This window comes from Bradyrhizobium sp. LMG 9283, assembly GCF_045571415.1.
Lineage (GTDB): Bacteria > Pseudomonadota > Alphaproteobacteria > Rhizobiales > Xanthobacteraceae > Bradyrhizobium.
This window is the reverse complement of sequence record NZ_CP120691.1, coordinates 4889917-4908601: the sequence shown is the minus strand read 5'-3', so window position 1 is coordinate 4908601 and position 18685 is coordinate 4889917. Positions and strand designations below refer to the sequence as shown.

Sequence of the window (18685 nt, the reverse complement as noted above, 5' to 3'; positions counted from 1 at the left end):
GACTGCTCTCAAGCCAGCATGACTTGGTCAGGTCACCTCTCGGAAGGGACACCCTCGCGCTCTGGCCTAGCGTCAGCCACGGGGCCAGAAGCAGACATGAGGCTAGGGACATTCATCCTAGGGGTACCTATTGTCCATGTCGCCCGCTGGTCTAATTGGCACTATGTCGCGCGCCCGGAACATGTCTTCGAGGCTATCCCAATCGGACAGCACAGAACGATAGACCCACCGATAATAGTGCTTCACGCGGGCAATCTCCTTTACGCGCTCCCGTGCAAGAAACTGGGACGCCGCTTCGATTTCGAGCCAGTTCACGATCAGGTGCAGGTAGGTGGAATATTCGTCGTTTGCGCCCTCCGGATACCCGACCGGCGCTTCAGGGTAACGCTGTCTCAGCTCAGCTATGAGCGGTGCGCTTGGGTCCGCGCAGCCCAATCCGCCAAGATACCAATGCATCTGCTCGTGCAAATATTCGCAGAGAATTTCATCCGGATTGAACAATGCGGTATTCAACGTCAGAACCGGGTGACTGTGGGGTATCTCCATGGGAGCAACGCGTAGGTGGTTCGTGTACTCGAAGCGACGAATATCGAGTTGCTCACGCCACCCCTTGACGCATTCGACGACTTTCTCGGCTCTAGCTTGTGCCAGCGACAAATCGATTGAATAGCGAAAATGATCGACCACTGCGCGCCCCGCCAGTTGCTTTGCCGCCGTGCTTCTACCGAAGATCTCCAGCATTACAAGCGCGGGTTTGCAGAGTGAGAGGACCGCTTCGGGTCAAAGGACTAAACCGCTCGCGCGGTAGGGCGCTACGGCAGGCGGGGCAGCCAACAGGATAGCGCAACGGGGCGTCCTGTCTTGAGATCGAGGGGTTCGACAACCTCACTCAAGACAGGAGCATCCCCAATGACCAAGCAGGCCATCAGCCCGTTGCGCCAGCGCATGATCGAAGACATGGCGATCCGCAAGTTCGCTCCGAAGACCCAACATGACTACGTGCAAAGGGTCAAGGATTTCGCGGCGTTCCTCGGCCGCTCGCCCGACCAGGCCCAGCCGGAGGACGTGCGCCGCTTTCGGCTTCATCTGGCGTCGATCGGCGCCCACGCGCCAAAGATCAACGCCACGGTCTCGGCGCTGCGCTTCTTCTTCAATGTGACGCTCGATCGGCCCGAGCTTGCCAAGCACCTGTCGTTCATGCACGAGCCGCGCAAGGTTCCGGTTGTGTTAAGCCCGGAAGAGGTTACGCGCTTTCTGGAGGCAGCGCCAAGCATCAAATACAAAGCTGCGCTCAGCGTCGCTTACGGTGCGGGACTGCGCGTCTCTGAGGTCGTTGCGTTGAAGGTGTCCGACATCGATTCCGAACGCATGATGTTGCGCGTCGAGCAGGGCAAAGGCCGCAAGGATCGCCACGCCATGCTGTCTCCGGTGCTGCTCGCGCTCTTGCGCGACTGGTATCGCATCGGCCGCCCGCAAGGCTGGCTGTTTCCGGGACTGAAGCCGGCCAGCCCGATGACGACACGCCAGCTCACGCGTGCCTGCCATGCTGCGGCGGACATGGCCGAGATTGCCAAGCGGGTGACGCCGCACACCTTGCGCCACAGCTTCGCGACCCACCTGCTCGAGCAGAACATCGATATCAGAGTGATTCAGGTCCTGCTGGGCCACGCTAAACTCGAGACGACGGCGCTCTACACCCGCGTCGCCACCAACACCATCCGCGAGGTCATGAGCCCGCTGGATCGCCTCACGCCGCTGACGTCCAAGAAGAATGAGTCCAGGGACACGCCACCGGCCTAAGCGGAAGGCACGTGGCGCGTCCAAGATTGGAGGTCGCGGACATCTTCCGCGGCCATGGTCCGGCGTGGCGTCAGGCCAACGCCGGCCATGTGAGCCTCCAGCAGTTGAAGGTGATGTCGGCGATCGAGCACTGCCGCACGGCGGAACTCGGCGGCCATGTCGCGCGCTGCGCGGATTGCGCCTATACGACCATCGCTTACAACTCTTGTCGCAACCGCCACTGCCCGAAGTGCCAAGGCGCCGCCGCGAAGCAATGGCTCGCCGAACGCGAAGCCGAGCTGTTGCCGGTGCCGTACTATCACATCGTGTTCACACTGCCGGCGGCCATCGCCGACATCGCCTACCAGAACAAGGCCGTCGTCTACGACCTGCTGTTCAAGGTCTCGGCCGAGACCATGCTGACGATTGCCGCCGACCCGAAGCATCTCGGTGCCAGGATCGGCATCACCTCCGTGCTGCACACCTGGGGCTCGGCACTGACCCATCACCCGCACGTGCACATGATCGTGCCGGGTGGCGGCATCTCACCAGATGGCCAGCGCTGGGTATCATGCCGACCGGGCTTCTTCCTTCCGGTGCGCGTGCTCTCCCACCTGTTCCGACGGCTGTTCCTGGAGAAGCTCATCGCGACCCACCGAGCCCGTCGCCTGAGTTTCTTCGGCGATTACGCGCATCTGGCTGACGCACAGTCCTTCGCAGCCCATCTCGCGCCGCTGCGTAAAGCCGAGTGGGTCGTCTACGCCAAGCGTCCATTCGGTGGCCCCGAGGCGGTGCTGGCCTATCTGTCACGCTATACTCATCGCGTTGCCATCGCCAACAGCCGCTTGATCGCCTTTGACGAACAGCTCGTCACCTTCAAATGGAAGGACTACCGCATCGAGGGCCGCGACCGATACAAGCAGATGACGCTCGCCATCGCCGAGTTCATCCGCCGCTTTCTCATCCACGTGCTGCCGAAGGGCTTGCACCGCATCCGCCACTACGGCCTCTTCGCCAAGAGTGCTTGCGCTGACAACGTCGCCCACGCGCGTGAACTGCTCGCCGTCGCAAGACCTGAAGGCCAGCCCACTGCCGCCGCCGATCCCGGCAAACCGAGTTGTCCATGCTGCGGCGGTCGCATGATCATAATCGAAGTCTTCGAGCGCGGTGCAATGCCACGGCATCGGCCGACAGCTCCAACGAACCACATCAGGATCGACACCTCATGACCGTGCCGCAATCCCGCAAATCCGCTCGCCGCGCTCGCTGGCCCTCGACCAGCCACGGCAGAGCGCGCCCAGATATCCACCAGCCGTCGCAAATCGTCGGACAACTTCTGGAGTTCAAGGCCATCCGCCGCGCATTCGTCAGCGACTTCACCGTCGTGCAACTCGTTGGGCCGACTCGATCCCAATCAACGAGTTCGCCCGCGGCGCTCAAAACCCCATAGCGCCTGCGGCCCGACCTTACATCCCTTACCCGCGGTTTCCTCCCTTGGAGGCTTTCGGACGCCGGCCGCCGAACACGCCGCGCCGTCCCTCATGCGGCCGGCATCCGAAACCCTTCACAAAGGCTGCCCTGGGTATCCAGCATGCTCTTGGTCGCATCACCTGCATGAAGCGGACATCCCCGCGCTCTGGACTGAGGTCAGCCAGGGCCACCAGCGGAAGTAGTCGCTCATCCATTCGATCGGCGCGCCGCGACAATCGCGTACAGCAGTTTCGCGACGCTGTACCCGATATCTTCCCGCGTTAAACCCATGCGCAGGATCACCAGTTTACGCGAGGGGATGATCGCGATCACCTGGCGCAGGTGCCCTTGCAACATGAACGTGTCGGTTGGGAGCCGGAATCCCTGGCCCGGCCCCAACCAAAGCTGGCCGCGACCGTAGACCGGGCCATGTCCCTCGTCGGACGCGGGCACAGGCGAGCGCATATACTCAACGAAGCCCGTCGGCAAAAGCTGTTCGCCATTCCACTCTCCGTTTAGCCGCAGGAATTCGCCAAAGCGCACCCAATCATGCGCATTGGCGAAGAGGAAGCCTTCGCCAAGGAATGTGCCCGAAGGATCAGCTTCAAGAACAGCGCTGGTCATGCCCAAAGGCTTGAACAATCGCTCTTGCGGATAAGTTCGCGCGTCCCTTCCAACCGCGTTCTGCCAGAGGCGGGCCAACAGCACGGACGAGCCCCCAGAATAGTTGAACGTCGTTCCGGGCGGAGCGACGAGCGGGCGGTCTCTCGCGAAAGCCGCCGCATCCCTTGCGAGATTCTCCAGCCCGTCAGGATCGGGTGAACCACCCTTTTCGCTCCATTTCAATCCGCTTGTCATGGCCATCAAATCGGCCACCGAGATATCCGCTCGCGCGTCGCCGGCCCACTGCGGAAACAGATTTTTCTGATCCAGCGAGAGCTTTCCGTCCTTGATCGCCATGCCGGCCAAGGCGGCGTTCACGGTCTTCGTCATCGACCAGCCCTGCAAGGGCGTCGAAGCGGTGAAGCCTCCGCCGTAGGCTTCACCGATGATGCGCCCGTCCTGGACCACGACGATCGCGCGCATGCCCGGCCCCTGGAGAGCCGGATCGTTCAGCGCCGCCAGCAAATTCTGGTCATCGGACAATTGTACGCGTTCGCCGATCGGCCAGAGCGCACTAGCCTCTCCTGGCGGTAAAGGCGGCGCGGCACGGTTGGGGATTTCGTCCTTGGACACCAACGTACAACCACGTCCTTCCTCATATTGGGCGTAGCGTTTGGCGAACAGGCCTCGATATGCCGCCTCGACACGCTGGTTGGCGGTGTCGACGTTGATTTTCAGACGTTCGACCATACGCGGATGTGTTAACGCAAGGTCGGTTTTGATCACCGCATCCGCGTCACGTTTGGCAATGAACACATTCGAGCAAACCATTTTTGCCGCATAAGCCGAGGCGGACACCAGTCCATTGGGTGGGCTGAAGGTCAGCCAGCCGCCGAACCCCAAAATCCCGAGAAGCAAGATCGCGACAAGAGATTTGAAGATTTTCAGAACGAGACGCATGCTTCCCCGCCCTTGAGGTAGATCCAATCAGGAGGCCGCCAGGTGAGCGCGCAAGATATTGAGCGCAGTTCCTGACATGCACCTGACGAATCCTGGTTTGCCGTGGTTGTTTGGTGGGCTGATGATGTCGGCAGTCTTAACTAGGCGATGAGCGATGCAAATCGCGGAATGTCCGTTCCGGGTCATTCTCGACGGTTGGACCTGATCTCGGTTGTGCCCGGTCTACCCCTCACAGCTGACATCCAGGCGGCGGGCGGCGTTGGCTGCGATGGGCCAAAAGGGGACGTCTTCTGCCTCAGGAAAGCACCTTGTGACGGCTAGTCTCTGCACGCTATGGTAGCGATAATGAACCAGAGGGCTTATACATGAGCGCTGCAATCCGACGCCTAGGGTCGCACGATGCGGTGTCTTTTAAAGCAATCCGCCTAGAGGCGCTAAAAGCAAATCCAGAATTGTTACGGAGCACCTTTGAGCTAGAGGACAAATTGGACGTGGCATGGTTCGCGGGCCGCCTCCAAAACGCACACGTAATGGGAGCCTTTTGTGACGCCGAACTTGTCGGGACAGCGGGCTTCTCTATCCAGGAAGGAGCCCCGAACGCCCACAAGGGCAGGTTGTTTGGCATGTACGTTCGATCAGCCTCAAGAAGCCGTGGCGTCGGGCGGCTCCTGTTGAACGCAGTGCTGGACGTCGCACGTAAGAATGTTGAGCTCATCCAGTTAAGCGTGGTCAGAGAAAACCGGCCTGCCCGGCGGCTCTATGAAAGCGTAGGTTTCGTGGAATATGGCGTGGAGTCAAAAGCCTCAAAGTACGGCGATAAATATTACGATGAAGCACTCATGGCTCTCGAGGTTTCGAATTTCTCCTGAGGGTCAAAAGCGGCGACCTGGCGACGGTTGCGTCAGGTCCGGTCTGCCTCCGACTTCCGACGTGCCGGTGCTCATCCCGATGAGCCGAACCGCCCGGACACGTGCGTTTGGGTTTGGCAGCTTTCGCCTCTTTGCATTTCCTTATAACTTGCGGTTATGAACTTATCCAGGATGGTTCGAGAATTTGCCGAGTATGCTGCGACGCTACTGCGGCGTCCTCGCCCCGTGCCCAGCATTGAAACTGCGGTTGAGACCATCAGGAGATTTCAGGAGGGAAAATTAACAGAGAGCGACTCCGATGCAATCGCTGACGCATTGATTAGATTTCACCAGGGCAGACTAACGCAGGAGCAGTTCGTTGAAATCGCGATGACCGTCGCACATCGGTCAAGGGGTGTACCCGCCCCATAAAGGAGGCCTTGCTGCTTGTATCATTCGTAATCTCATCGTCGCCATTCGTGTGACCGTCGAATACAGCCAGCCTGAGCATGAGATGCCACAGCAGGTCGGCTAATGGGATGGTCCGGCCGTGCTCCTGCCCCGCCAGCGATAAGCTGGCCAGGGGCGCCAAGACAAGGAGCACGCCATGTCCAAGACACCCAGTACTGCGATCGCCGTGATCGGCATCGATATCGGCAAAAACTCGTTCCACGTCGTGGGCCACGATGCACGCGGCGCCATTGTGCTACGGCAAAAGTGGTCGCGTGGCCAAGTGGAAGCGCGGCTCGCCAATATGCCGCCTTGCCTGATCGGCATGGAAGCCTGCGTCGGCGCACATCATTTGAGCCGCAAACTCGCATCGCTTGGTCACGATGCCAGGTTGATGCCGGCCAAATATGTCCGCCCCTATAGCAAGGGACAGAAGAACGACTTCAATGATGCCGAAGCGATTGCCGAAGCCGTGCAGCGCCCGACGATGAAGTTCGTTGCAACCAAGACCGCGGAGCAACTGGATCTGCAGGCGCTGCATCGGGTGCGCGAGCGGCTGGTGTCGCAACGCACCGGCATCATCAACCAGATTCGCGCCTTCATGCTAGAACGCGGGATCGCGGTGCGCCAGGGTATCGGCTTCCTGCGCACAGAACTGCCCACCATCCTTGCGACGCGCACCGATGCCCTGTCGCCACGCATGTTGCGTGTCATCGAGGAGTCGGCAGGCGACTGGCGTCGGCTGGATCAGCGCATCGATGGCCTATCCCGCGAGATCGAAGCCCTGGCCCGTCAAGATCAGGCATGTTCGCGCCTGATGACGGTGCCTGGCATCGGGCCGATCATTTCGAGCGCCATGGTGGCCGCGATCGGTACTGGAGACGTCTTCTCCAAAGGCCGTGACTTTGGCGCGTGGCTCGGACTGGTGCCCAAGCAGATCTCGACGGGAGATCGCACGATCCTTGGCAAAATCTCAAGGCGCGGCAATCGCTATCTGCGCGTTCTGTTTGTGCAGGCGGCATGGGTTGTGCTGGTCAGGATAAAGAACTGGGAACGCTACGGGCTCAGATCCTGGATCGAAGCCGCCAAGAGGCGATTGCACCACAACGTGCTGGCGATCGCGCTCGCCAACAAGCTTGCGCGCATCGCCTGGGCGGTGCTGGCTAAAGGGCGCGTCTTCGAACTGACAAGGACCAACGATGCAGGCGTCCGACCCGCTTGATCCTCGCGCCGTGCTCGGCGCGGTCAAGGCGCGGCCTGGCAACGCCGGAGCCAGCCGCAAGGCCAAGCGCCACGGCCGGCCTTGACCGCCCCTGCGCGCGACGCGACGCCTTCCTGCGGGCCGGGACGAAGGAACGGCCCCTGGCTCGAACAAAGGAACTACGAGGTACGAGGAGCACGCCATGACGTAACCCCATCAACAGGCTCCAGCCGAGGTCTGCGAGAGGATGAGACGAGATGGAGGTTCGGTCTTCCCGGCGCATGCGAACACTGGTGACCCAAATGGCCCAATCGAGGCCTGTCCGCTAATAAGAACGCACGCGCGCTGATATCCATGGTGGCCCGGAGAAAATGCTCCAATCAAAGGCCGGATACATTGTTGCAAGACCACTCACCACCTGATCGACGAACCTCTTGCTACGCACGGCCGGACCATACATATGGGTCAAAGGCTGCCCTCGTTGGCCAGCATGAACTTGGTCGGATCACCTGTCGGAAGCGGACATCCAGCTCCCGGCTAAGGTCAGCCACGGGCCAGGAGCAGACCATTCTCGAGTGAGATATCGACCGCCGATTCAGCCTCAGGAGTATTCCGAGAGCAGTAGTTCCCCGCACACTAATCTGCTATTTCCTGGGCGAACGCACGGAGAAATATTGAATGCGACCCGAGGTATGGACTGATATCGTTGCGGCTAACGTCTCGGCAAACGGAGAGATCGTCGTCGGCATCGACCCATATCTCCCGGATGTTCCCGCTGCTTTTGAGCGCGAGGGACGAGGCCCTGATTGGTTGCCTCGATACCTCGATTTCGTGTTGGATACAGTTATCGGTCAGGTCGGCTTTGTAAAATTCCAGTCCGCCTACTTCGAGGCATATGGACTCGCAGGACTGAGCGCTATGTCGCTGGCTATGAGGCGTGCTCGGAAGGCTGGCATAGGCGTGATTCTCGATGCAAAGCGCGGCGACATCGGGTCGACTGCCGCAGCGTATGCTCGAGCGTATCTCACGCCGGCGTATGCTGGTGGCAGCGGCGATTTTGAGGCGGATTGTCTGACCGTCAATCCAATGATGGGACCCGATACCTTGGAGCCCTTCCTGGATTGTGTTCGCAGATATGGCAAAGGCTTATTTGTCTTATGTCGCACATCGAACCCAGGCGCAGGCTGGTTGCAGGACCGCATGACTGGAAATCGGTTCGTTTCCGACCGGCTCGCTGACCTGATCGCAACTGTGGGCAAAGATTGTCCGCAGGGATCACACCTCAGTCCAGTCGGCGCCGTGATCGGAGCAACTGTTCCACAAGAAGGAAAACGGCTTCGCAATCTCCTGCCGAACTCCATCATTCTAGCTCCGGGGCTGGGGCCGCAGGGCGGAGATGCAAAGGCATTGGATGCATTGCGCGGATCTCACACCGGTGATCTTCTGGTGCCGGTTTCTCGCGGTCTGCTTCGAGTGGACGATCGGTCTATTACACTGGAGAATTACGAACAGCTCATCAAAGAACGCCTCGAACTGTTCAAGGCCACGATCGCCGCTCAAACACAGCTAAGTGCAGCGGGTTGAAACGAGCATCAGCGTCCGGTTTGCCCCTCTGAGCGGGCCTCTTCAGACTAGCTCGAAATGTCGCAAACGGGCCAACAGCGGACCACCGTCCGTCGAGGTGTTACCTCGCTGATGAGCTACGATTGGACGACGGCGCTTGTACTCCAAGCCTTGCCTTGATTGATTCAACATCAATGCTCGCTGCCAGCATTTTACTTTCTGCCTGTCCACGAACCGCGTCACACAATGCGGTCAAAAAGGCATCGTGAGCGCATCTGTCACTCATCTTCGTGTACACAAGATCGTATTCAATGGGCTCCCATGTATCGATGCCAGCGAGATTATGTTGGATTTGAACCTCAAGGTGATCCAGCGCAGAAGCGTATTTTGCTTCAAGCGTCGATCGGGCCTCAAATTCGTGCCACAGATCGTGCAACTCCTGTCCCGTCTCGGCTCCTAGCTCTGCTCGAATTTCGTCAATTGCCGCCCGTTCTCTTTCGGCTTTGAGTTGTTTTCTAGACCCGTTTTCGAAATACGGTACGTCGCCCGCAATCGCCTCAACTAAATCGTGGACGATGATCATTTTGAGGACACGCCCGATATCGACGGGTTGCTCAAGATAGCGATATCCCAACAAGGCGAGGAGCGCCATTTGCCACGTATGTTCGGCGACACTCTCGCGTCGCCCGTCGGACAGCCAACTGTGCCGCAACTCTCGCTTCAGACGCTCCGAGAGGGCGAGGAACTGTAGGATGGTAACCGCTTCGTTTCCCATGCGGCCAGTATATCAGGCAGGCTCGCGCCGTAGTAGGGGCGACTTCGGCTACGGGTCATTTGATGTCGTGAGGACGTCCGCTCTACCCCATAAGCACCCCCGAAAGGTCAGGTCCAGGAAAGGCCGACCATCCTGCACTCGTCGGCGTACGGCCGCTGCAAAGCTTCCTTTACCGTCTCCGAGTTACCAATGATTATGACCTGCTGTCGGGCCCGCGTAATCGCCGTGTAGAGCCAGGACGGATCGAGCAACCGGCTCGGTGGCAGCGCTACGATCACATTGTCAGCTTCAGAGCCCTGGGCACGGTGGCAGGTCAGGGCGTAGCCGAGCGAGAGATCGACCAGGTCCTCGGCGGCGAAGACGTGCTCCTCATCGTCGAAGACGGCCACGAGCTGGCGCTCGGACCGGTCGATCCGACGGACGACACCCATCGATCCGTTGAACAGGCCTCGCTTGTAGCAGTTGCGCCGGTGCACGACCGGCTCGCCAGGCGAGAACAGGTCGCCGAGCGGTCCCCGGAGCTCCTGCAGGTCTTTCCTGCGCAGATACTCGTCGTGCAGGCACCGATTGAGACCACTGACGCCACAGGGGCCATCGTTGACCGGCGTGACGATCATGACGTCGCGACCCTCGCGTAATTCGTTCCAGATCGAGACAGCCTTCTCGGCTATCTCATCGCGTCCTGAGGCGCGGGAAAGCATGACGCCGGCATGCGGGCCGACGTAAGCGGTGAGCCGAGGCATCTCGCGGCGTCGGATCTGGGCGGCAACCTCTGGAATGGACGTGGTCGCGGCCTGGCGGTGCACTGTCGTGAGCGTCGAGGTGACGGCTGGATCCTCGACGAACCGATGAAACAGCAACCCGAACCCCACCGGCGGAAGCTGCCGCTCGTCGCCGACGAGCAGGAGCCGGGCGCCTTGCGGCATCCGGCGAAGTAGCCCGTGCAGCGACGGGAGGTCTACCATCGAGGCCTCGTCAAGAATAACCAGCGTGTCCGGCGTCAATTGCGCCAGGTCGCGCAGCTTGGCCTCCAGCTCCGCCCGCTCGCTCTGCTCGAAATCGCCGGTGAGCTGGCTCTCGATCGCCTCTCGCTCGTCCAGCTCGCGCAGGGTCCGGAAGATGGTTCGTGCGAGCCGTCCGGTTGACCGGGACAGCCGCAGGGCGGCCTTTCCAGCGAGGGCGGCCAGCAGGAGCTTGCCGCCGGCGCGCTCCCACAGGTCACAGATCGTGCGGGTCACGAAAGTCTTGCCGGTGCCGGCGCCGCCGCGGAGACACGAGAAACCGGCATACAGGCTCCTACGCACGGCTTCGGCCTGATCCTGAGTCAGGACAGCCCCTTGGCCCCCGAGGTCATCCAGCAGGCGATTTAGACGGTCTGGCGGCACTTCGTTCGCCATGGCTCGAAGTCTGGTGATGATCCCATCTTCCATCAAGGCGCATCCCGGCGCCCGCAGGAGGACCGAGGGCGCGACGATGACCGCCTGCCGCGCGATCGCAAGCTCGACCGCGCGATCAAGCGCTCCGGAGGGTGGAGGCTTACCGAGCATCGCGGCAAGCCGTTCACGGAATTCGTCCCGGGCGATCGCGGTCGAACCGGCTCCAATTAGGTCCTTGATCACTGCGTCCGCCGCGCCCACGAGGCGGTGAGGGTGGCTTACGGGATCGGCTTCACCGCTCTCGTTCAGCAACCGGAGGCCAAGGGCGTCCACGCGCTTCCAATCGAGCAGCGGGACTAGGCAATAGGGGTTTGCCTGCAAGGCGCGCGGAGCATCGGCGCCGAGCAGCGTGTGGACGCGACGGGCTAGGGCCAACTCGGTCACGCCCACGGCCGCGAGCCACTCCACCAGCCTGGCTTCGCCAGCCATCGTTTTCCAGGCGACGACAAGGGCCGCGGCCAGCCTCGGACCCAACACGGGACGGTCCGGATCCATTACCGCGGCGAGCGCTGCGACATCGCCGGTGTCGAGCGCTTCCGGCAAGCGGTCCTCGAAATGCTGCCACAGCCTGCGGGCACGAGTCGGACCGATGCCGGCGACGCAGCCAGCGAGGTAGTCGACCATCAGCTTGCCGCTGGGCAGCGCGCGGACGGCGCGGCGTGCCGAGATTTGTGGCCCCCACTGAGTATCTGAGAGATCGCCGTCCACGGACCAAAGCTCGCCGACCGAGGGTTCACCGAGCATGTCCGCGTTCGTGGCCTTCACCCGCACGGAAGACCCGTCAGCAAGCCGGCCCGCGAAGATGGTGCCGAAGTCCCGTTTGGAGACGATGCTGTCGACGATGACGTCGGTCATTCTGGCGTCCTAAACAGAAGGCCGGTCTCTTCGCCCAGATCGAGGCGGGCCTTAAGGCGAGCGTTCTCGTCGCGCAGCGAGATGACCACTGCCTCGCGCTCGGCGAGCGCCTTGCGCAGTTCGGAGATCGTATCCGCATCCCGGCCGAGCCGTTTGCGGACGCCGGCATCGGCAACGTCCTCCAGCAGCCGCGACCCGATCGGTTTTACGCCCTGCACCTTGGCGAGGGCATTGACCGGCCCGGCGAGCTCGGGCTTACGGAAGAAATGCTGCTCGAGGGTCTCGCGAAGACCAAGATCCCGAACGAGCTGGCGCACGTTGACCTTGCCCTCAGACGTGAGGGGTAGGGTAGGTGCGCGCTCGGCCTTCGGCTGCGCGGACCAGGCGAGCTCGAGCCGCTCGAGGTGGGACTCAAGTTTTTCGAGGATCGACGGCACCACCGAGCGGGAGTTCATTTCCGCTGCTCCGGTTTCAGAGGCACGACGGTCTTGCCCGCCAGCTGCTTCAGAAGTTCGGTGTTCTTCTTCTCCAACTCGCCGATCTTGCGGGTGGCATCCGCCAGCTCGGCCGTGACGCGGGTGAGCTGAAGCTCGGCCTCGTGATAGTTTTGCCTGATCTCATCGATCTGACTGTTTGCCGCCTTGACGCGTGCGTTGACCTCCCGCCTGACGGAGGGGGCGCCCGTGGCGATCTGACCTCTGACGTGTTCGATCCAGGCATTGACCTCGTCCCTGAGCGCCCTAATTTTCGGGGTGTTCTTTTGAAGGTAGGCCGCGCTCTTGCCCGAGCGCTCCAGCAACTCGTCGGCGTTGAGCTTGCCGTCGTTGTAGGGGTAAATGCCGCCGTTAGCATCGATCTCGCCCTCGATCTTCCGCATCATCTCCTGAACCGAGATTTTGCTCTCGAGGTGCTTCTCTTTTGCATAGGCAGCACCTGCTTGCGCGATCCTGCGATTGCCAATGCTCCTGTCGGTGCTCATTGGCCGGCCTCCCAGATGGTCCGAGCTTCGGGATGGTCGTTGAGCACGCGGGAGCGGACGTCGTCCCAGCGCTCGAGGTTGGCTAGGATCTGTCCATCAAGGTTGGCGAGGACCATTTCGTTGGTGGTTTGCTCGCGTTCGAGGATGAGCGCCCGCAGCGTTTCCTCGCACCCCTGTTTGGCGCGCGAGGTCTCCAGCCGATGATCACATGTGGTGCGGCATGCGCCGGCATCCGGCGCTCCGCGCTCCTTCGTGCAAGGCCCATACTGCCCGAGCCCCTTGGTGCAGATGACACCCGGGCGGACCAACGACCAGTAGCGACCGTTGAAGGTAAGAATTTCCGCGGTCTCTCGCAGCGAAGAGGTTTCGAAGACCTTCTCGCCGCGTTGCATTCCGGCTGCGGCGAGACCCGCCCGCAGGGGTGCTGCGGCAGGCCCACCAGCTTCGCGTTCGATGGTTTCGGCCAGAGCCTCTTCCGCCATGACGTACGAGGTCTCTTTCGCGACCTTCATCGCGTCCTCGATGATGCGCGGATCGGACAGCATGTAACGCAAGGTCATTTCGAGATCGCGGTGGCCGAAGAGGTCAAGCAGGACCTGCGGCGCTCCGACCACGGAAAGAGCGACCAGCCGGGCAACGGTATGCCGCCAGCGGTGCACGTGGGCCCGGTCCGTGCCGGTGAGATCGGAAAGGCCGAGGTGATCCACGGCCTGGACGAGGGATTCGGTGAGATTGAGCAGCCGTTTACCGAGCTTGTCACCGTCGCCGAGAATGACCCAGAGGTGGGTCTGTCCGGCCGCGCGAACGTAGTGGCAGATCTTTTGCTGCACTTCGATCGCCCGCACGGCGGCCGGATGCAAAGGCCAGTCTCGCTCCTTACCGCCGATCTGGTCGATCAGCTTGAAGGTGACGGAGTGGAGACGGTTGTCCGCCCCCTGTTTTTCGGTGTCTTGAGCTGCCTCGAGCTCGCTCGCACGAGCTCCGGTGCAGAAGTCGATCATCCCAAAGTTCATGGCCTGGAGGGTGCTGACCATGCGGTTGATGTCGCTGGCGTTGCGTGGCGGCCACACGTTCGAAACCCCGTCTCTGCGGGCGATCTCGAAGGGAAGGTGCGTGATTGGCCTGCCAGCTGCATCAACCCATCGAACGCGCTCAATGGCAGTGCCACGCAACGCGATGACAGAAGGATGGGAGGTCGAGCGCCCGCGCGCCGCCTCGTTGGCAGTGATTTCGCGCAGTTCGGCCCAAAGCGGGATGAGCTGATCAGCCAGGTTTGCATGGACCCAGAGCGCGCGGCGGATGAATTCGGTCACGAACGTGTCTGAAAACGGCTGCCAGTTGCGCTGCTCGGTCTTCTCCACAGGTGCAGGCGCAGGCCGGCCATGCCGGTTGCGCTCGATCGTCGGCTCATTGACTTCGCTCGGGGACGCGCCGTCAGCATAAAGCCGCGGCCAGTCAGAAATGCGGCCGCGCGTCCCGGCGTCAACAAGAATGCGGAGGAGAGCGCGCAGACCGTCTCGGCCGCTCTTTGTCGGCGCCAAGGCAGGAAAAACGTCCTGGAGGATATTGGTGATGGTGAAACCACCAAAAACCGAGCCATCTTCCGTCGGCATGTTGTTGAATTGCCACTCGGCAAGGCGTAGCAGCAGATTGGCGGCGTCGATCCAAGGGACCGGCTTATATTTCCTGACGCCGGTATCGGTCATCCTGGGAAGCCAAAGTGCCAGGAGAGCGCGGCGGATTGACTCGTCGCGCCGCTCGGCGGCTTCCGGATCGGCCGGTACGCCTGCGATGGATGGTTTGACCGTCCGCTTTGACAGCCGGCTCACGGTCGTAGGTGGCACCCAATCCTCCGGGACGATGAGCTCTTCGTCTCCGAGCCGAGAGCCCTCGAAGATTTCGTACTCGCGCATTTCTTCCCACGGCTTTGCCGCGAGCTCGGAGTAGTTTCCGAGCGTCGGAAGGGTCTTGTTACGCCATTCGAAGGCGCGCTCCGCAGGATCAATAGATCGGATACGTGTCATGCGCTCTCACCTCTCCCGTCTGAAGCTTGTGAGACCATTCCTGGATGGCGGCCCCGACCTCGGCTTGATCGAAGCCCTTGAGCGTCTCCTCGATCGATGCGAGTTCGTCTTCCAGGCTGGATCCGCTCCACGCGGCGAAGGGGATCGTGCGCTGGATGTGGATCAGTTCGGCGCAGGCACGGGCGAGGGGACCGAGGCTTTCCTTGAACACGACACCGTGCTGGCAGCCGGTGCATCGTTGCACGCGGCAGAGAGCGCCGGCCTTGTGATCGGGTGCGACCTGGCGCGGCGGATTTGTGGGATCGAGGCATCCGAGACCGAGCCGGGTCCGCTGTCTGAAATCCTGAAGCCGCCGCTCCTGTTCACTGGTGATCGTCCCGTTGGCGACCAGGATTCGCAGGCGTGTGGGATCGACGACGCCCCCGGTTGAGATTTCAGCAAAGATGGCATTCTGGACCGTTCGGACCTGTTTCTCGCTGAACTCACGATACCGCCTGGACTTTAGGTAGTGCCTCAGCGTCCGAATGTTGCTGTGCTGGCTGGCCAGCTGGGTAAGCAAGACGTGATAGCCGGACTGGACGTAGGCGAACCCGATCCACGCGTCGCGGGCATCGGACGTCGCGATCTTTTCGAGTGAAGGATAGCGCTGGGTGAGCCCGTGGGTAGCGACGACATTGCGGGCTACCACACCAAGATGACTGGAGTCCGCATGATCAAATGCCGACACCTCGCCGATCTTGTTGACGGTGTGATAAAGCCACGGGCTGCGCACCAACGCCCCAAGCTCGGCAATTTTTCCGGACTTTGCGAGCGTAGGAGAGAGGGCATAGTCCTTGCGAGCCAGTTCCAGCCGGTGGCGGACAGTGGCGCGAAGGACCTTGGTGCGTTTGATCATTTCGCGAACGATCTGGTACGGGTGCCACTCAGGCTCTGTCATCGACAGCGTGAACTGATGCCGGTCTGCGCGCGCTTTGAATGCGTGGATGACCGCAAACTGCTCGCTGTGCGGATGGGCCTGACACCAGGCGTCATCTTCACTCACGTCCAGCCCGAGCGCGGTCGAAAGATTCCAGCCTGTCCCGAGCAGGAACAGCCAGAGAAAGACAGCAGTGTCCTGGCAGCTCGGGTAGAACCAGCGCAAGGCTCCTACGACGCCTTCTCGACCTCGTTCCCTCATGCCCGGTGCGAGATAGTCGGGGCCCAGACGGTCCGGTTGAACCATGCCCCAATAAGCGCCAACGTCCTTCAACTCTTGTTTGTCGAGAAGGCGCTGTTGTGTCAGCTCCTTCATGATCCAGGCTCTGTTTTCTGGAACAGTCCATTGGGCGGAAACGCGCGTGTCACCGCGGGGATCTCGTCCCGCCGCGGCTAGTAGCTCGCCCTCTTTGAACATCCGCTTGATGCAGCGAGCTTCATGCTTGAAGGCATTGTAGAGGTGCCGAACCGCCTGCTTGTCAACCGGCTCCGCCACAGACACTTTGTCAGCTGTACGTGCAGGCCAAAACAACTGAGGCAAGCCGCGAAACCGGCGCAAGGCATCAAGAACTGTCTTTGCGCGTCGATAATCGAGCGAACTACTGGTCGCGATCCATTCCAACATCATGGGACCATGTGCGTCCGTGACGTCCGCGATACTGGTGACCGCCGTACCATGCTTGACCTCAACCGCGTCAAAGAACCGAAAAATCCCGCGGAAGACATGTCTCATCTGCCTCGATGCTCCAGGCTCTAGCCGCTCTCTCCCAACAAGCTCGGCGATTTCCAAGGCAAACAATGGTCGCCCGTTAAAATCTCCAGTCCACATGCGCTTTGCATTTCCCGGAACGTTTTCGAGCTTTCCACCGATCGAGAATTCGCTCAAATCGACGTCATATACGACGCCGCTGTGAGCTTTGATGGTCAGCTTTAGCGCTGCGGCATTGAAGGGGACGACATTCATTTGGATCGGCTCTCCTCGTCACCTGCCAGAAAGCGGTGCCAGCCGTTGGCCATCTCCGCGAGATCGATGGCGGTGGCGAGCCATTTCAGGTAGATTTGAGTAGTAACTTTGTCGACGTGACCGTACTGCCGCTTCAGCATTTTCAACCACTCAGTGCCGCGGTTGTGAACCCAGTTCACTCCCATACCTGCCGGTGTTGACTTGTATGCGCGCGCTTCGGCATCGAGGGCGTAAAGAATAAAGAAGCAGGCGAAGGCGTGACGTCCCTTACGCGGTGACCAAACTTTCGGACGGGGAGTAACCTTGGCGAAGCAGTCGCCGATCGTATGCCGGCGGATCGGGATGCCGATGAAACCCGGCGCATCAGATACGAACAGGTTGTCGGTGCGCTTTCCGTCCCGCTTGTAGAGGCCAAAAATGTACTTATTGCGCGGCCCGTCGATCCAAGTACGTATTTCCCTGGCAAGTTCGATGGGCACGCGGATGGTCCTGTGGCGCCCGCCCTTGGTGCCGCGCGAGAGCAACACCGGCACGAAGACGTCGCCAGCGAAGGCTGCGTCATCAATTTTCTCAACGGATGGCCAATCTGCGAGGGGAAAGGCCTCTGCCTCGCCGAGTCGTACTCCGGTCTCGAGCATAAAACGGCAAACGAGATACTTTGCGTAACCGCGGCGTCGTCGCACGGCCGCTAGCCAGTCGCGCACTTCGACAGGCTGGGGAAGCCTGAATGCGTCGATTTGGCTTTCTCCCAGCGGCTCCTTCAAACGAGCAGGCCGGACGGTCACAGTGCGCATACGGCCCGCGATCCGCTTTTGCTGAACCGTGAAATTGACTTTGAACTCGCCCCGCAAACCTCGATGTGCAGCCCAGGTCAGGAAGTAGGTTGCGTCGTCCGCCCTTCCATTGGAGGTGCTGCGTGCGAGGGGCTCTCCGGCAGCCGACCAGGTCCCAGTGTCCTGATCGTCCTGGTAAGCAAGTATGTGGTCGTAAGTGGCTTTCTCCCACTTGAGGCTCTTCGACTCGCACCAGCGGATCCAGTTGCCGAGATTTTCCGCGATTGTCTTGAGCGTGCGAGATCTCGGCTCCAGAAAGGAGCTGGAGGGCCGCCAGTCCAATTCGGCGCGCTCGCGAAGATAGCGATTGTATTCCCGGCAATAACGCTGACGGTTGTCAAAGATCACCGGCACATGGGCCACGGACGCGAAGCCGAGTTTCGCGATCCTGTCAGCGTTGGGTTGGAAAACCTTGACCACGAATTCTTTGGACCAAGCTCGATCGTTCGCCGGGAGGACTCCCGCCGTCTGATTTTCTGTCTGTGCTTTGGAAAGACTAGTCTTCCGCTCGCTTGTCGAAATCAGGTCTCAGCGAGGAGGGTGGACACTATGCTTCTCTTAGTCTCATGAGTCGACCGGTCCTGAGGACAAGGTTCGCGCTAGATCTCTCGCGGTCGAAGCCGACAGGGCGGACTGGTCCATTAGATTGACGCGATGGCGCGCCCTGCTGGGAGACGAATCCATCTGTTTGACTCCGATGCAGTTTGTCTCGCCGAGAAGGATCATCGGGGCGGGCTCGCCGATCAAGGGGGGCGAATTTTCGGTCGAATCCTTGCAGAGATACTTTCCTTCTGCGGGCGAAGGATTCATGAGAACCGGTTTCTAGCGGGCGAACTTTAAGTGCTGTTCCTGGCCCTAATGCCAGTCAAAAAGACAATAATTTCCTCCTGAAGCTGTGCACAACCTGCTTTGCATGCATTCGCGTTTTGCGAACCAGGCTACGTAGGCACCGGCTAAGGCGCCAAGTTCA

Annotated in this window: 14 protein-coding genes; 5 read left to right on the top strand and 9 right to left on the bottom strand. The window is 60.7% G+C overall.

Features of this window, described 5'->3' with window-relative positions:
- Positions 1-117: 117 nt before the first annotated feature.
- Positions 118-741: a hypothetical protein gene (locus P6U29_RS23155; protein ID WP_407112449.1), complete on the bottom strand. Its 624-nt coding sequence runs from the start codon at positions 739-741 to the stop codon at positions 118-120.
- Between the two features lie 168 nt (positions 742-909).
- On the opposite strand from P6U29_RS23155, the gene P6U29_RS23150 reads away from it, so the two are divergent.
- Positions 910-1800 (top strand): tyrosine-type recombinase/integrase, encoded by an 891-nt coding sequence (locus tag P6U29_RS23150; protein ID WP_407112448.1) that lies wholly within the window; start codon positions 910-912, stop codon positions 1798-1800.
- Between the two features lie 11 nt (positions 1801-1811).
- Complete coding sequence (locus P6U29_RS23145; RefSeq protein WP_407112447.1) at positions 1812-3008, top strand: IS91 family transposase; 1197 nt, start codon at positions 1812-1814, stop codon at positions 3006-3008.
- A gap of 448 nt (positions 3009-3456) precedes the next feature.
- Here the strand turns inward: P6U29_RS23145 and P6U29_RS23140 are convergent, their stop codons facing one another.
- The gene (locus P6U29_RS23140; protein WP_407112446.1) at positions 3457-4812 is read right to left on the bottom strand and encodes a serine hydrolase domain-containing protein; all 1356 of its coding nucleotides are present in this window, start codon (positions 4810-4812) and stop codon (positions 3457-3459) included.
- Between the two features lie 365 nt (positions 4813-5177).
- On the opposite strand from P6U29_RS23140, the gene P6U29_RS23135 reads away from it, so the two are divergent.
- The 3 genes from P6U29_RS23135 (at position 5178) to pyrF (ending at position 8895) form a co-directional block, all read left to right on the top strand.
- Entirely contained in the window at positions 5178-5681 is a 504-nt protein-coding gene (locus P6U29_RS23135; protein WP_407112445.1) for a GNAT family N-acetyltransferase, read from the top strand.
- Between the two features lie 586 nt (positions 5682-6267).
- On the top strand, positions 6268-7332 hold the full coding sequence (locus P6U29_RS23130; RefSeq protein WP_407112444.1) for an IS110 family transposase: 1065 nt from the start codon (positions 6268-6270) through the stop codon (positions 7330-7332).
- A gap of 657 nt (positions 7333-7989) precedes the next feature.
- Positions 7990-8895 (top strand): orotidine-5'-phosphate decarboxylase, encoded by a 906-nt coding sequence (pyrF, locus tag P6U29_RS23125; protein WP_407112443.1) that lies wholly within the window; start codon positions 7990-7992, stop codon positions 8893-8895.
- Between the two features lie 100 nt (positions 8896-8995).
- On the opposite strand, the gene P6U29_RS23120 is transcribed toward pyrF, so the two are convergent.
- From P6U29_RS23120 to P6U29_RS23090, 7 genes are all read right to left on the bottom strand, one after another.
- Positions 8996-9649, bottom strand: a complete 654-nt coding sequence (locus P6U29_RS23120; protein WP_407112442.1) for an HD family hydrolase — start codon at positions 9647-9649, stop codon at positions 8996-8998.
- 107 nt (positions 9650-9756) lie between these two features.
- Positions 9757-11940, bottom strand: a complete 2184-nt coding sequence (locus P6U29_RS23115) for an AAA family ATPase (protein WP_407112441.1) — start codon at positions 11938-11940, stop codon at positions 9757-9759.
- Complete coding sequence (locus P6U29_RS23110; RefSeq protein WP_407112440.1) at positions 11937-12395, bottom strand: hypothetical protein; 459 nt, start codon at positions 12393-12395, stop codon at positions 11937-11939. The genes P6U29_RS23115 and P6U29_RS23110 overlap by 4 nt, the downstream gene beginning before the upstream one ends.
- A complete protein-coding gene (locus P6U29_RS23105; protein ID WP_407112439.1) occupies positions 12392-12919 on the bottom strand; it encodes a hypothetical protein in 528 nt (175 codons plus the stop codon). The genes P6U29_RS23110 and P6U29_RS23105 overlap by 4 nt, the downstream gene beginning before the upstream one ends.
- On the bottom strand, positions 12916-14943 hold the full coding sequence (locus P6U29_RS23100) for a tyrosine-type recombinase/integrase (protein WP_407112438.1): 2028 nt from the start codon (positions 14941-14943) through the stop codon (positions 12916-12918). The genes P6U29_RS23105 and P6U29_RS23100 overlap by 4 nt, the downstream gene beginning before the upstream one ends.
- Positions 14921-16882 carry a hypothetical protein gene (locus P6U29_RS23095; RefSeq protein WP_407112437.1) on the bottom strand — a complete coding sequence of 654 codons (1962 nt, stop codon included), beginning with the start codon at positions 16880-16882 and terminating at the stop codon, positions 14921-14923. Before P6U29_RS23095 ends, P6U29_RS23100 begins: the two co-directional genes overlap by 23 nt.
- Positions 16879-18135 (bottom strand): site-specific integrase, encoded by a 1257-nt coding sequence (locus tag P6U29_RS23090; RefSeq protein WP_407112436.1) that lies wholly within the window; start codon positions 18133-18135, stop codon positions 16879-16881. The genes P6U29_RS23095 and P6U29_RS23090 overlap by 4 nt, the downstream gene beginning before the upstream one ends.
- Between the last annotated feature and the right edge of the window lie 550 nt (positions 18136-18685).

Coding starts and splice junctions, on each gene's coding strand:
- P6U29_RS23155 (WP_407112449.1), bottom strand. CDS start 741: ATGCTGGAGATCTTCGGTAGAAGCACGGCGGCAAAGCAACTGGCGGGG.
- P6U29_RS23150 (WP_407112448.1), top strand. CDS start 910: ATGACCAAGCAGGCCATCAGCCCGTTGCGCCAGCGCATGATCGAAGAC.
- P6U29_RS23140 (WP_407112446.1), bottom strand. CDS start 4,812: ATGCGTCTCGTTCTGAAAATCTTCAAATCTCTTGTCGCGATCTTGCTT.
- P6U29_RS23135 (WP_407112445.1), top strand. CDS start 5,178: ATGAGCGCTGCAATCCGACGCCTAGGGTCGCACGATGCGGTGTCTTTT.
- P6U29_RS23130 (WP_407112444.1), top strand. CDS start 6,268: ATGTCCAAGACACCCAGTACTGCGATCGCCGTGATCGGCATCGATATC.
- pyrF (WP_407112443.1), top strand. CDS start 7,990: ATGCGACCCGAGGTATGGACTGATATCGTTGCGGCTAACGTCTCGGCA.
- P6U29_RS23120 (WP_407112442.1), bottom strand. CDS start 9,649: ATGGGAAACGAAGCGGTTACCATCCTACAGTTCCTCGCCCTCTCGGAG.
- P6U29_RS23115 (WP_407112441.1), bottom strand. CDS start 11,940: ATGACCGACGTCATCGTCGACAGCATCGTCTCCAAACGGGACTTCGGC.
- P6U29_RS23110 (WP_407112440.1), bottom strand. CDS start 12,395: ATGAACTCCCGCTCGGTGGTGCCGTCGATCCTCGAAAAACTTGAGTCC.
- P6U29_RS23105 (WP_407112439.1), bottom strand. CDS start 12,919: ATGAGCACCGACAGGAGCATTGGCAATCGCAGGATCGCGCAAGCAGGT.
- P6U29_RS23100 (WP_407112438.1), bottom strand. CDS start 14,943: ATGACACGTATCCGATCTATTGATCCTGCGGAGCGCGCCTTCGAATGG.
- P6U29_RS23095 (WP_407112437.1), bottom strand. CDS start 16,882: ATGAATGTCGTCCCCTTCAATGCCGCAGCGCTAAAGCTGACCATCAAA.